This is a genomic window from Bradyrhizobium diazoefficiens (genome assembly GCF_016616885.1).
Classification (GTDB): Bacteria; Pseudomonadota; Alphaproteobacteria; order Rhizobiales; family Xanthobacteraceae; genus Bradyrhizobium; species Bradyrhizobium diazoefficiens_F.
Map to the genome: position 1 here is coordinate 4973231 of NZ_CP067102.1, position 13592 is coordinate 4986822.

14 protein-coding genes and 1 pseudogene are annotated in these 13592 nt (G+C 64.3%); 7 read left to right on the forward strand and 8 right to left on the reverse strand.

From position 1 onward, the window contains the following. Window positions 1-42 precede the first annotated feature (42 nt). On the forward strand, window positions 43-414 hold the full coding sequence (locus tag JJC00_RS23410) for a nuclear transport factor 2 family protein (RefSeq protein ID WP_200468278.1): 372 nt from the start codon (window positions 43-45) through the stop codon (window positions 412-414). Window positions 415-433: 19 nt separating this feature from the next. Here JJC00_RS23410 and JJC00_RS23415 read toward each other — a convergent pair whose 3' ends face one another. Then, the gene (locus tag JJC00_RS23415; RefSeq protein ID WP_200468279.1) at window positions 434-886 is read right to left on the reverse strand and encodes a winged helix-turn-helix transcriptional regulator; all 453 of its coding nucleotides are present in this window, start codon (window positions 884-886) and stop codon (window positions 434-436) included. Window positions 887-985: 99 nt separating this feature from the next. Between JJC00_RS23415 and JJC00_RS23420 the strand changes: the two genes are divergently transcribed. The 3 genes from JJC00_RS23420 to JJC00_RS23430 all read left to right on the forward strand — a co-directional run bounded on the left by JJC00_RS23420 (window position 986) and on the right by JJC00_RS23430 (window position 3088). Then, a complete protein-coding gene (locus tag JJC00_RS23420; protein ID WP_433996455.1) occupies window positions 986-2278 on the forward strand; it encodes an MFS transporter in 1293 nt (430 codons plus the stop codon). Window positions 2279-2291: 13 nt separating this feature from the next. Then, the gene (locus tag JJC00_RS23425; protein ID WP_200468280.1) at window positions 2292-2624 is read left to right on the forward strand and encodes a DHCW motif cupin fold protein; all 333 of its coding nucleotides are present in this window, start codon (window positions 2292-2294) and stop codon (window positions 2622-2624) included. Between the two features lie 254 nt (window positions 2625-2878). Then, window positions 2879-3088: a cold-shock protein gene (locus JJC00_RS23430; RefSeq protein ID WP_027532363.1), complete on the forward strand. Its 210-nt coding sequence runs from the start codon at window positions 2879-2881 to the stop codon at window positions 3086-3088. A 121-nt stretch (window positions 3089-3209) separates the two neighbouring features. On the opposite strand, the gene JJC00_RS23435 is transcribed toward JJC00_RS23430, so the two are convergent. Both JJC00_RS23435 and JJC00_RS23440 read right to left on the reverse strand, forming a co-directional pair. Then, window positions 3210-4511: an RsmB/NOP family class I SAM-dependent RNA methyltransferase gene (locus JJC00_RS23435; protein ID WP_200468281.1), complete on the reverse strand. Its 1302-nt coding sequence runs from the start codon at window positions 4509-4511 to the stop codon at window positions 3210-3212. A 9-nt stretch (window positions 4512-4520) separates the two neighbouring features. Next, complete coding sequence (locus JJC00_RS23440; RefSeq protein WP_200468282.1) at window positions 4521-4943, reverse strand: MAPEG family protein; 423 nt, start codon at window positions 4941-4943, stop codon at window positions 4521-4523. 173 nt (window positions 4944-5116) lie between these two features. On the opposite strand from JJC00_RS23440, the pseudogene JJC00_RS23445 reads away from it, so the two are divergent. Continuing rightward, window positions 5117-5515, forward strand: a pseudogene (locus JJC00_RS23445) (acriflavin resistance protein); the annotation flags it as partial. Window positions 5516-5622: 107 nt separating this feature from the next. Continuing rightward, a complete protein-coding gene (locus tag JJC00_RS23450) occupies window positions 5623-6465 on the forward strand; it encodes a metallophosphoesterase family protein (RefSeq protein ID WP_200468283.1) in 843 nt (280 codons plus the stop codon). An 8-nt stretch (window positions 6466-6473) separates the two neighbouring features. Here the strand turns inward: JJC00_RS23450 and JJC00_RS23455 are convergent, their stop codons facing one another. From JJC00_RS23455 to guaB, 3 genes are all read right to left on the reverse strand, one after another. Further along, window positions 6474-6782, reverse strand: coding sequence for a hypothetical protein (locus tag JJC00_RS23455; protein WP_200468284.1), 309 nt, complete (start codon window positions 6780-6782; stop codon window positions 6474-6476). Between the two features lie 193 nt (window positions 6783-6975). Beyond that, window positions 6976-7998, reverse strand: a complete 1023-nt coding sequence (locus tag JJC00_RS23460; protein WP_200468285.1) for an NADP-dependent oxidoreductase — start codon at window positions 7996-7998, stop codon at window positions 6976-6978. A 121-nt stretch (window positions 7999-8119) separates the two neighbouring features. Next, complete coding sequence (gene guaB, locus JJC00_RS23465; protein WP_200468286.1) at window positions 8120-9613, reverse strand: IMP dehydrogenase; 1494 nt, start codon at window positions 9611-9613, stop codon at window positions 8120-8122. Between the two features lie 423 nt (window positions 9614-10036). Between guaB and JJC00_RS23470 the strand changes: the two genes are divergently transcribed. Further along, window positions 10037-11527, forward strand: a complete 1491-nt coding sequence (locus JJC00_RS23470; RefSeq protein WP_200468287.1) for an MFS transporter — start codon at window positions 10037-10039, stop codon at window positions 11525-11527. Window positions 11528-11611: 84 nt separating this feature from the next. On the opposite strand, the gene JJC00_RS23475 is transcribed toward JJC00_RS23470, so the two are convergent. Then, on the reverse strand, window positions 11612-12076 hold the full coding sequence (locus JJC00_RS23475) for a hypothetical protein (RefSeq protein ID WP_200468288.1): 465 nt from the start codon (window positions 12074-12076) through the stop codon (window positions 11612-11614). After that, a complete protein-coding gene (locus tag JJC00_RS23480) occupies window positions 12064-13575 on the reverse strand; it encodes a hypothetical protein (protein WP_200468289.1) in 1512 nt (503 codons plus the stop codon). The genes JJC00_RS23475 and JJC00_RS23480 overlap by 13 nt, the downstream gene beginning before the upstream one ends. Window positions 13576-13592: the final 17 nt, after the last annotated feature.

Consider the following 13592-nt stretch of genomic DNA (forward strand, 5'->3'; position numbering starts at 1 on the left):
ATTGCTCACCTACCAAACCGAGGCCAATCAGGGAGAACGCTTGTGTCACAGCACCATCACCCATCACAGCTTGCCGCACTCGGCCGGACCTGGGTCGAGGCCTGGAATGCCCGCGATATCGAGCGCGTGCTCACGCTCTACGACGAGGACGCCGTCATGACCTCGGACCGGATCCCGGCGATGGGATTCGATGCCAGCGGCACCGTGCGCGGCAAGGACGCGTTGCGGGCGTATTGGGGCAAGGCGCTCGGGTTGCTGCCGGAGCTGCACTTTTCGCTGATCGACGTGTTCGTCAGCCCTGATAGCGTCGTGGTATTTTACCAGAATGAGCGGGGCAAGCGGATCTGCGAATATCTGCGGGTGAACGATGCGGGGCTGATCGTGCAGGGATCGGCGAACCATCTGCCGCATTGAGGGCTCGTGCGTAGCGACGTCAGCGCTTGCGCGCGCCGGCCTTTCGCACCTTCGTGTCGGACCATGCCAGCGGCCGGCCGGTCCGCGACGGCAGCACGAGCTGCCCGACCGGTTGGCCCGTCTGGTCCACCAGGTCGGAATGCGCCTCGCCGCGTGCATAGAGATGCGCCTCGCCCCATTGGCGTAGGCCGACGACAACAGGAAACAAGTCGCGTCCCCGCTCCGTCAATGCATATTCCTGATACGCGCTGCCATCGGAGGCTGGAACCAGCTCGAGCACGTCAAGCTCCACCAGCTTGTGCAGGCGCGTGCTGAGCATGCCCTTGGCGATGCCGAGGTTCTTCTGAAAATCGCCGAACCGACGGAGCCCGTCGAAGGCGTCGCGCACGATCAGGAGCGACCACCAGTCTCCGATCGCATCCAATGCCCGGGCCACCGGGCAATCGGCCTTGGCAAAACCGGTCCGCTTCATCCGCAGTTCCCTTCGCAAGCCAGTACTAAAATAAGACTAGACAGCGCCGCACGCAACTGGTCCTATTATAGGACTACGTTGACCTCGCCGGAGACGACCATGACGAAGGATGACAACGCGCCAGCCGGATCAGCGATGGCAGGCGATGCGACCGGACGCGGGCTTTCCGGCGCGATGGCGCTGCTGTTCGCGCTCGCCTGCGGGCTGAGCGTCGCCAACATCTATTTTGCGCAGCCACTGCTCGATGCCATGGCACACGATCTCGGCATCGCGCCCGCCGCGATCGGCATGGTGGTGACGTTCACCCAGATCGGCTACGCCCTCGGCCTGATCCTGCTGGTGCCGCTCGGCGATCTCGCCGATCGCCGTCGCCTGATCGTCGGCCAGACCGCGCTGTCGGCGATTGCCCTCATCATCGTCGGCACGGCGTCGCACGCCGCGGTGTTGTTCGCCGGCATGGTGCTGGTCGGGCTGCTGGCTGTGGTCGTACAGGTGCTCGTCGCTTTCGCCGCGACGCTGGCGACACCGGACGGGCGCGGCCGCGCCATCGGCACCGTCACGAGCGGCGTCGTTGGCGGAATCCTGCTCGCCCGTTTCGTCTCGGGCGCGCTCGCCGATATCGGCGGCTGGCGCCTGGTCTATCTGGTCTCGGCCGGCCTGATGCTCGTCATGGCCGCCTTGCTCCTGTGCCTGCTGTCTGGCAGCCCAAAGGCCACGAAGGCCGGATTGTCCTATCCGTCGCTGCTGCGCTCGACGGCCGCGCTGTTCGCCGAGGAACCAGTCCTGCGCGAGCGGGCGCTGTTCGCGTTCCTGATCTTCGCCGATCTCAACGTGTTCTGGACCTCGATTGTGCTGCCGCTGTCGGCGCCGCCCTTCGCGCTGTCGCACACCACGATCGGACTGCTCGGGATTGCCGGGTTCGCCGGCGCGCTCGCGGCGCGCAACGCGGGACGCCTCGCCGATCTGGGATGGGCTCAACGCACCACAGGATTGTCGCTGATGCTGATGCTCGGCGCCTGGGCCGTGTTCGCCTGCCTGCACGTCTCGCCCTGGTTCATCGTCGCGGGCGTCATCATGCTGGATCTCGGGCTCCAGGCGGTGCATGTCACCAGCCAGAGCCTGATCATCGCCGCGCGTCCCGACGCCGCAAGCCGGCTGGTCGGGGGCTACATGGTGTTCTACTCGATCGGCAGCGCAGTTGGCGGGCTAGCCTCGACCATGATGTCGGCGTCTGCATGCTGGGCGCCGGAATCAGCGCCGCCGCGCTGCTGGTCTGGATCATCACGGCGAGCAGGACCGAGGCGCCAGCCGGTTGCGCGTCGACGTCCTAGCCGCCGACGCAAAGAGCGCGACTGGGGCGGAAGCATGCGCTACAGACTGCCGGCATCGTAACAGGACCCCTCCCATGAAGCTCCCCACCTCCCCCTTTACCGTCACCGACTGGAGCGAGGTCGAGGCCACCACGCATCCCGGTGAGACCGGCGAAGCCAAATGGCGCACGCTGAACATCGGCGATCTCCGCGTGCGAATGGTGGAGTATTCGCCTGGCTATCTCGCCGATCATTGGTGTGATCGCGGCCACGTGCTCTACGTGCTGGAGGGCGAGCTCGACAGCGAGCTGCGCGACGGACGCAAGTTCAAGCTCACGCCGGGCATGAGCTACCAGGTCTCGGACTTTGGCGACGCCGCGCATCGCTCATCGACGGCGGTGGGCGCGACTCTTTTCATCGTGGACTGACGGAACCGCCCGGTGTGCAGCGCAAAATAGCAAACTGCGCAGCGCTCGCTGTGAGCGCGTGCCGCCTTGAAGTTGCCCCAAAAAATCGCTAGATTGTGAACATCGATCCTTGGCCGAACGACTGGGCCGCTCCGTCTCATTTCCAATGGGCGAGCACGTTTCAGGTATTTCTCCAAAATCGACCAACCGGGACGATGGGCGCAGCAATGTGCATTTGTCCCCCTGAGTGCATCGTCAATTGAAAGGAAATGACTATGGCAATGGGCACCGTGAAGTGGTTCAACAACCAAAAGGGCTTTGGCTTCATCCAGCCGGATGACGGCGCAAAGGACGTCTTCGTTCACATCAGCGCCGTTGAGCGCGCCGGTCTGAGCACCCTCAACGAGGGCCAGAAGGTCTCCTTCGACATCGTTGCGGACCGCCGCAGCGGCAAGTCCTCGGCCGACAACCTCCGCGCCGGCTAGTTGACCGCGCAATTCGCGATCTGACCACGGACGTACCGGCAGATCGTTGAGTTCAGAGACCCCGCGACCGGGTTCCGGTTCGCGGGGTTTTTGTTTGCTCCGGAATGATGACGGAGCGAGATCAGCCCGCCTTCTTCAGCACCGAGACGAAGAACCCGTCCGTGCCCGTGCGGCGCGGGGTCATCAGCCAGCCTTCGTCGGATCGCAGCGCGGCTTCTGCAAATTCCTCGGCCTTGTCCCAGAGCACGCTCGCGGTCTGCTGCGGCGGCAGCACCGCGAACTCCGGATGTCGCGCAACGAAGGCCCTCACCTGCTCACCGTTCTCCTCGGGCAACACCGAGCAGGTGATGTAGGCAATGCGGCCACCAGCCTTCACCAGCGGCGCGGCGCGCTCCAGCACCTCGGTCTGGTCCTTGAGGCGGATCTCCAGCGCACCCGGCCGCATGCGCCATTTGGCGTCGGGATTGCGGCGCCAGGTTCCGGTTCCCGTGCAGGGCGCGTCGATCACGACGAGGTCGGCGGTGGCGCTGATATCGGCCAGCGGATCGGCCTCACCCTTGGGCGTGCGGACATCGGCATTGTGGACGCCGGCGCGCGACAGGCGCTCGTGAATGGGCGCAAGCTGCCGCTTGTCGCTATCGGTCGCAATCAGCCGGCCCTTGCCCTGCATCTGTGCCGCGAGCGCCAGCGTCTTGCCGCCGGCCCCCGCACAGAGATCGATCACCTGCTCGCCCGGTTTTGCCGCGGTGAAAAGGGCCGCAAGCTGCGATCCTTCATCCTGCACTTCAATGCCGCCCTTGATGAAATCCTCTTCGGCCTGGATGCCGGGATTGCGCGCGTCGGCCGAAAGCTCGATGCGCAGGCCATTTGGCGACCACGGGGTCGGTTTCGCATGAAGATGAGCAAGCGCCTTCAGCACCTTGTCGCGATTGGACTTTAGCGTGTTGACGCGCAGATCGAGCGGCGCCCGGCTCGCCATCGCCACGGCCTCGGCAACGCGGTCCTCGCCGAACACCTTTGCGAAGTGCGGATCAAGCCATTCCGGATAGTCGCCGACGATCGCGGCCGGCGCATCTTTCAGGGAACGCGAGGCAAGTGCCGCCTGCTCGGCCTCCGTCAGCGGCTCGGGCGCAAACCGGCTGCCGTCGAACATCGCGGCCATGGTCGCGGTGTCCATGTTGCGCTCGAGGCGGAGCATGCCGATCAGCCGGGCCCGTGCGGTATCGGAATCCATCAGAAACGCACTCGAGGAAAAGCGACGCAGCACGTCCCAGACGAGGCCGGCAATGGCGGCTCGGTCGCCGGAGCCGGCAAAGCGGTGCGCGGTGCCCCACTCCTTCAGCGCTTTCGCCGCGGGCACGCGGTCCTTCTCGATGATGTTGATCACTTCGATGGCTGCGGACAGCCGGGCAGCGGGCGTCATTTGAATCTTTCAGATCAGCAACAGAATTTTCAGTGCGAAGTAGATCCACATCGCCAGCAGCACCAGCACGCCGGCGAGCCAGACCGACGAGCGCCGGCCGAGATCGTTCGAGGTCACGAACACGCCGGCATGGGCAAAGCGCGTCACCACGAACACCCAGGACATCAGCACGATGAAGAGATCGGCATGGCGGAGCGGCAGCGCCAGCGCGATCAGGGCGTAGAACAGCACCGGCAGCTCGAACTGGTTGCGGTAGCAATTGCCGATCTGTGTGGCGGCCTTCGGCCAGTTCGGCTCGCCGAGCGCAATGTCGCGGATCTTGGTCTCGCCGGAGACCAGCGCATTCCGGCGCCCGAACACCATGCCGATCAGGAGCACGAAGGTGAGGCCAACCTGCACGAAGACCGGCAGCAGGACCATTTGGACGGACATCGGAACTTTCCCGTAAGGCGGAACGCCGCGACCGTCATTAGCCGCGACTGCTGGCGCTGACAATCAACGAGTTGAACCGGCGTTCCCGCCCGCGCGACCAACTGCCGATCATTGAAGCGATTTTGGCTCCTGGAGCCCGGCGAGACACGCCAAGAGAGCACCAAGAGAACAGCATGAACACCCTGTCCAGCCTCTGGACCGAATCCGCCGACGGCCAGCTTGGCATCTGGATGTCGGCGTTATCAGGCGTCGCGGCGGCACTCGCGGTCGCCCTCGCAATGACAGTGTACTTCCGCCTGTCCTACCGGACCTGGCGGGACGTCGTCAGACATGGCCTGGCGACACTCGCCGCCCTCGCCCTGTTCGCCTTTGCCGCCTACGACATGCGTCATGCCGCGTCGGCCTATCTCGGCCTCAACCCGTCAAAACCTGCGGTCGAGTTCGAGATCCGCATGCCGCGCGAGACCCTGACAACTGTGTCCGAGAGCCAGATCGAACTGCACAGCGACCGCAACCAGACCCTCGCTTTGGTCGACGGCGTCAGCGACCTCGCCGACGGACGCGCGCTCTTGCCACAGGACGCCTTCACGATCCGTTATCGCGTGCTTTAAACTTTGTTTCATCGCAGCTTTTGCGCGCGCGTCATCGTTCCGACGTTTGGCGGGACGATACTTCGCCCATGTCCGAATTTCGCCTCACCCAGATTTCCGACACGCATCTCGGCCGGCGCTTTCCCGGCCTGATCGCAAACTTCCATCGCGTCAGTGAGCACATCGACGCTGACAGGCCTGATCTCGTCATCAACACCGGCGATGTGTCCTTCGATGGTCCAACGAGCCGCGACGATGTGGAGTTTGCAAAGAACCTGCACGACGCGCTGCCTGTCGATTGTCGCTATCTTCCGGGCAATCACGACATCGGCGACAATCCGACTGCACTCGGGCCTGCGCCCAAGCCGCCGATCGCGGAAGCGCACCGCCAGCAGTTCCGCGACATCATCGGTGAAGACCATTGGTCGTTCGAGGCCGCCGGCTGGCGCTTCATCGGCCTCAACTCGCTGGTGATGAATTCAGGCCTCGCGTTCGACGCCGAGCAGTTCGACTGGCTGTACCAGGAAATCGCGCGCGTGAACGGCAAGCCCGTCGCGCTGTTTCTGCACAAGCCGGTGTTTCTCAACCTGCCCGACGATCCCGAACTGCCTGAGACCTCGATCCGCTACGTGCCGCAGCCGGCACGCGCGCGGCTGATCGAGATGTTTGCGCAGGTCGATCTCCGCCTCATCGCCAGCGGTCACGTGCACCAGCGTCGCGACTTCACGTTCCGTCACACGCGGCACGTCTGGGCGCCCTCGGCCGGCTTCAAGATCAACGACGCACGCCAGGACCGGATCGCTATCAAGGAGACCGGCCTCGTCGAGTACCGCTTCCGGCCCGACAGTCTCGAAGTCCGACACGTCCGCGCAGCGGGCCAGGTCGACATCGATATCGAAGAGCTGTTCGCCCAGATGGGCGGCGAGCATTAGCGTCGCACTTAGGCGACGCTCTTGAGATCCTGCTGGATCGCAGCGAGCAAGGATTCCAGTGCGGCGCTGCTCACGGGCCTCGCCTCAGTCATCTCGGGCTGAGCCTTGGCAGGCACAGCGCTGGCGGGCTGCGCAGCCTTGACCGGACGCTTCGGGAATGGCGGAGGCGCCGGCATCGGAGCCCGCGTGAACGCACCCTCGTCCTCGCTGTGCACGAACTTGCCATGGATGACGTCGTCATGGCGGCCCATGACATACATGGCCGCCCAATAGCCGGCGGCCAGAAGGATGACGCAGAAAATACCGATCTCTAACATCGCAGCACCTAAAATATGCGCGATGATTCAATGCCTTCGCCCGGACGTCAATGAACCCCCGGTCACACAGGCGAGTTTTTGCCGGCAAGTGTTGCCGATCGGTAACTCTTTGTTAACCACCGGTGTCAGGGCTGTGACACCGATGCAATTACGAGGCGCCCCAGACCTTCAGGAGGCGCTCCAAGCCCGGCAGCTAAGCCTTATCGGGCCCGACCCGGACCAGCTGTTTGCCGAAATTGGCGCCCTTCAGCAGCCCGATGAAGGCGCCGGGAGCGCTCTCCAGGCCCTCGGTGACGAACTCCTTGTACTTCACCTTGCCGTCGCGGACCCAGGTGGACATGTCGCGCAGGAAGTCGCCATGGCGCGAGGCGAAGTCGGAGACGATGAAGCCGCGGAAGGTGAGCCGCTTGGTCAGCGTCGCGCGCATCATGGACGCCGCCCATTTCGGCGGCTTGGCCTCGGTGTCGTTGTAGTGCGCGATCAGGCCGCAGACCGGCACGCGCGCGAATGGATTGAGCAGCGGGAAGACCGCCTCGAACACGGCGCCACCGACATTCTCGAAATAGACGTCGATCCCTTTCGGGCAGGCGTCCTTGAGCTTCGCGGCCAGATCAGGATCGCGGTGATCGACGCAGGCATCGAAGCCGAGCTCCTTCACCACGTAGTCGCACTTGTCCTTGCCGCCGGCGATGCCGATGGCGCGTGCGCCCTTGATCTTCGCGATCTGGCCCACGGCCGAGCCGACCGCGCCGGACGCGCCGGCGACGACGACGGTCTCGCCGTCCTGCGGCTGGCCGATGTCGAGCAGGCCAGTGTAGGCGGTCATGCCGGGCATGCCGAGCACACCGATCGAGGTCGAGATCGGACCGAGCCTGGGATCGACCTTGGTGAGGCCCTTGCCGTTCGAGATCGCGTGCGTCTGCCAGCCCGAACGGATGCGCACGATGTCGCCGACCGCGAAATCAGGATTGTTGGAGGCCGCGACCTCGCTGACCGCCTCGCCTTCCATCACGCCATCGACCGGCACCGGCGCGGCATAGGACGGCCCCTCGCTCATGCGCCCGCGCATATAGGGATCGAGCGACAGCCAGATCGTGCGCAGCAGGACTTCGCCCGCGCCAGGCGCCGGGACTGCAAATTCCTCCAGGCGAAAATCGGATGATTTGGGTTCGCCGACGGGACGCGCGGCGAGAACGATGCGCTTGCCTTGGGACATGATGGCTTCCTCCAATTTTTGTCATTGCAAGGGAAGCGAAGCAATCCAGTCTCGTCAACACAAAAGGACTGGATTGCTTCGTCGCAAGAGCTCCTCGCAATGACGAAGGAGGGACTGGAGACTAACCCCCGCCCGGATAGTTCGGCGCCTCGCGCGTGATCGTCACGTCGTGGACGTGGCTTTCGCGCAGGCCCGCACCGGTGATGCGGACGAAGTTCGCCTTCTCATGCAGCTCCTTCATGTCCTTTGCGCCGACATAGCCCATCGCGGCACGGAGGCCGCCGGCGAGCTGGTGCATGACGTTGCCGACCGGGCCCTTGTAGGGCACCTGGCCCTCGATGCCTTCAGGGACGAGCTTGAGCGCGTCCTTGATGTCCTGCTGGAAGTAGCGGTCGGCCGAGCCACGCGCCATCGCGCCGACCGAGCCCATGCCGCGATAGGCCTTGTAGGAGCGGCCCTGCCACAGGAACACTTCGCCCGGTGTCTCGTCGGTGCCGGCGAGCAGCGAGCCGACCATCGCGATGTCGGCGCCGGCGGCGAGCGCCTTGGCGAGATCGCCGGAGAACTTGATGCCGCCGTCGGCGATGACGGGAATGTCGGACTTCTTCGCTGCCTCGACCGCATCCATGATCGCGGTGAGCTGCGGCACGCCGACGCCGGCGACGATGCGCGTGGTGCAGATCGAGCCCGGGCCGATGCCGACCTTGATGCAGTCCGCGCCCGCATCGATCAGCGCCTGCGCGCCGTCGGATGTCGCGACGTTGCCGGCGACGACCTGCACGGAGTTGGAGAGACGCTTGATGCGGTTGACGGCGTGCAGCACGTGGCGGGAATGGCCGTGCGCGGTGTCGACGACGACGAGGTCGACGCCGGCATCGATCAGCCGCTCGGTCCGCTCGAACCCGGTGTCACCGACGGTGGTCGCGGCAGCGACGCGGAGGCGCCCGTGCGCGTCCTTGCAGGCGAGCGGATGAGCGACCGCCTTCTCCATGTCCTTGACGGTGATCAGGCCGACGCAGCGATACTGCTCGTCGACCACGAGCAGCTTCTCGATGCGATGCTGGTGCAGCATCCGCCGCGCCTCGTCCTGACTGACATTCTCGCGCACCGTGACGAGATTCTCGCGCGTCATCAGCTCGGAGACTTTTTGCCGGCGATCGGTGGCAAAGCGCACATCGCGGTTGGTGAGGATGCCGACCAGCTTGCCCGGCGTGGACTTGCCGGCACCGGTGACGACGGGAATGCCGGAGATGCCGTGGTCGCTCATCAGCTTGAGCGCGTCGTCGAGCGTGGCCTCGGGGCTGATGGTGAGCGGGTTCACCACCATGCCCGACTCGTAGCGCTTGACCTGCCGCACCTGGGCGGCCTGCCCTTCGGGATCGAAATTGCGGTGGATGACGCCGAGGCCGCCGGCCTGCGCCATGGCGATCGCCATGCGGGCCTCGGTGACGGTGTCCATGGCGGAGGCCATGATCGGAATATTGAGCGGAATGGCGCGGGTGACGCGGGAGCGGATGTCGACCTCGCCCGGCATGACGTCAGACAGGCCCGGCTTCAACAGCACGTCGTCGAACGTATAGGCTTCGCGGATGCCCTGAAGTTGCACCGTGGCCATTGCCAACTCCTTCCTGCGGCCCTGCCGCAAATGAGTATGGATGAGCGCCGCCCTCGGCGTACCTTGCGGCATCGCCGGAGAATCGGAGCCCATCGGTGGGGTTGACGCGGGTCGATAGCACGGCCGCGCGACGAATCAAAGCAAATCGGACCGCTGGCCCGCCATGCACAGGCTTTTTAAGTAAATTCGGCGGGGATAGCCCGGCGGGGGGCCCCGGAATCCATCCCGCCGGGGTCTCTGGGGCCCAATGGTTTCTCAGGTGCGCAATTGCGCACCATAGCTCGCGCCCAAGGGCGCGCCCGGAATGACGAAGGAACAAGCGCAGGATTTAGGTGCTATGCGTTGATCCGCAATGGTCCCGGCCGGGTCGTGGTGATAAGCCGCAAGTCCGCCTTTCCTTCTGATTTCCATTACCAATCCGTCATGGTCGACAAGCAACGCATCATTCCGCTGATCGTGGCCACCGCTCTCTTCATGGAGAACATGGACTCCACGGTGATCGCCACCTCGCTGCCGGCGATCGCGGCCGACATCGGCACCAGCCCCCTGACGCTGAAGCTCGCGATCACCTCCTACCTGTTGTCGCTCGCGGTGTTCATCCCGGCGAGCGGCTGGACCGCCGACAGGTTCGGCGCGCGCTTGGTGTTCGCGATCGCTGTCGGCGTGTTCATGATCGGCTCGGTCGGCTGCGCGCTCTCGACCTCGGTCACCGACTTCGTGTTCGCGCGCATCCTCCAGGGCATGGGCGGCGCCATGATGACGCCGGTCGGGCGCCTCGTGCTGCTGCGCTCCGTCGACAAGAGCGCGCTGGTCAACGCGATGGCCTGGGTGACGGTCCCTGCCCTGATCGGCCCCGTGATCGGCCCGCCGCTCGGCGGCTTCATCACCACCTACGCCTCATGGCACTGGATCTTCCTGATCAACATCCCGATCGGGCTGCTCGGCATCTTCATGGCGCTGAAGTTCATCGACCCGATCAAGAGCGAGAACCGCGAGCCGTTCGATCTCTACGGCATGGTGCTGGCGGGCATTGGGCTTGCCGGCATCGCGTTCGGTCTCTCCGTGGCCGGCCTCAACCTGCTGCCCTGGAGCATCGTTGCGGCGCTGGTCGCGGGCGGCGCGATCTCGATGACGCTCTACGTCATCCATGCCCGGCGGACGGGATCGCCGGTGCTGGACTTTTCGCTCCTGAACCTGCCGACGCTGCGCGCGGCCGTGCTCGGCGGTTTCCTGTTCCGGCTCGGCATCGGCGCCCTGCCCTTCCTGCTGCCGCTGTTGATGCAGATCGGCTTCGGGCTGTCGCCGTTCCATTCCGGCCTCGTCACCTTCGGCTCCTCGCTCGGTGCGATGGGCATGAAGACGCTGGCCGCGCGGATCATCCGCACCTTCGGCTTCCGCAATCTGATGACGGTGAACGCCATCATCAGCGCATTTTTCCTCGGCGTCTGCGCGCTGTTCACGGTGACGACGCCGCTGCTGATCATATTGGTGATCCTGGTGGTCGGCGGCTTCTTCCGTTCGCTCGAGTTCACTGCGATCAACACGGTCGCCTATGCCGACGTCGAGAGCGCGCAGATGAGCCGCGCCACCACGCTGGTCAGCGTCAACCAGCAGCTCGCGGTCTCCGCCGGCGTCGCGGTCGGCGCAGCGTCGGTCGAGACCACGATGTGGCTCAGCCATGTCAGCGAGCTCAACGCCACCGTGTTCGCCCCCGCCTTTATCGTGGTGGCGCTGACATCGGCGGCGTCGAGCTGGTTCTTCTGGCAGATGCCGGACGACGCCGGCCACGAGATCTCCGGCCGCAAGGCGGTGGAGATCGCAAGCCGCAAGGGTGCAGCCAAGAGCGCGGCAACCGCCGCCGTCAAGGTGGCGACGGAAGACACCCAGGACATGCGGGATCAGCGGCTTGGGTGAGCAAGGCACCAGCGAGAAGAGCGATGGCCTGAGGGCCATCTCTCTCTTGATCGTCTGCCACCCTTTCGGGCCGCTTAAAGCGCGTTAGTTCAGCGTGATCCGATAGAGCGCGACGCCCAATCCCAACGGCTTCGCCGACGAACCTGCGGTCGAGCTTTCGAGATGAAGCTCGCCGTTGACCACGGTCGCCGTATAGTCTTCGATCAGCTGCAGGCTCGGATCCGGTGCACCGCTGGTGTTGCCGGAGTGAGCGTTGGTGTAGTCGATGAAGATCTTGAGGTTGCTCGTGGTCGCGTCGACCTGGTAACGCTTGACCCTCACCGATATGTTGTAACCCACCGTCTTGAAGATGTTGGATATGACAATGGAGAAGTTCTCCTGCGTGTCGGTCCGGGTGTTGGCGTCGTTGTTGAAGACCAGATACGGATCGAAGTTATAAACCATGACGCTGGTCGAGCTCTCGTCACTGGTGACGAATGCGTTGAGATGCGAGCTCACTGTCGGCGTCACGGTGACCTGATTGCGCAGCCCCGACATCAGGCTATACATCTTGAACACGTTGGTGGTGGCTTCGGCAGGAAGGTGTAGGGAGGCTCGCCGCCATAGGTGTGCAGCAGGCTGGCCGTACCGAGGAGCGGGGTCCCACCATAGACGAGCCGATCTTCCACCGCGAGGAAGGACCCCATCGTCACGCCCTGGGCCAGCGCCTCCGGCAGAAAGGCGGCAACCCATGCGGCTCCCTTGTGCGAAAAGTTAACGTCGCCGTTCGGGCAGCTCGACGGTCCCCATTCCGAAAGGAAGAGCGGCACGTTCTGCATGCTGAACGTGCTCAGCTTGGCCTTGTAGGCGTTGGTCAGCTGCTCGAACAGCGCGAACGGCTGAGTGACGTCAGCGCAGGCGTCTTGGACCGTGTGGGCGCCGAGGGCCTCGACCGACCCATAATAATGGAACGAGAAGCGATCGAGCGGCATGTTGAACTTGGCGCCGTACGGCAAAGCGTACGGGTTGAAAACCTGCTCGATGAACTGCTCCTCCAGCGAGGCCCCCGCACCCTGCGGTCTCACGATCAGATTCCAGCCGGCCATTGCGGGACCTGCGATCTCGATGGTCTTGCCGTTATAGAGACTGTTTTGCGACAGCTCGGTGTTCACCGCAGTGATCGCGTCAGCGAAGAGCTTTTGTACCGGCAGGAGATTGCGGCCCAGACGGCGCACGTCGCCATTGTAGGGGAAGCCCAATTGCGGATTGTCCTCACCGGTGATCGCGTAGGCCTGCGAATTTCCGTAGATGACGTACTTTGTCGGGTCGATCCACCAAAGCCAGCGTTTCCAGGGACCAAGATCCGGAGGGGTGCAAGTCGAGCCGTTGCACACCGGGTAGTCAGCCGCGATGTCGATCTCGTTGCTGACCTCGAAGATCGCCGTTTGCGCACCGCCGGCGAACGCCCTGGTGGCGATGTAGCGCACCAGTTTCTTGGCGTAATTCTTGTAGTGATCGATGATCTTCGGGCTGTTCGCGTTGAGCGGATCGATACGCCGGTCACCCCAGGTCTCCGGCTCGCCGAATGGAATAAAGTTAATCGGCATGTGCGAGGCGACCGCCATGTGAGGCGACAGATTGGCCTTGAGTAGCCAGTCGATCTGCCACGCCACCTGGGCGCAGTCGGGTGTGTCGAAGTTGCCGGTGATGAGGTTGTGACCGCCGAAAGTTCCCTGGGCGTCGATGTCGCAATATTCATCAACCATCAGGAGGCGGGCCCGCTTCGTACCGATACCCGCGAGCAGCGGCAGCATCGGGTCGCCGGCATCCGCGCCGCCGCTCACGGAGCCCGGCGCATTGCCGCTCTGGAAGACGTTCTTGAGGACGGGCAGAACGTTGCTGTTGCCGTTGCCCAGCGGAAGCGTCGATGTCGCATCGATCGAAATGGTGGCGTCGGCAGCGGCGGTCCGCACCTGGCCCAGGCTCAGGGCTGTCGCGGCCAGAGCTGCGAGAACAACACGACGATGTTGCCGGCCCGCTGGACGGCCGGACTTATTCGAGATGCGCATGCCATTCCCCAAATCAG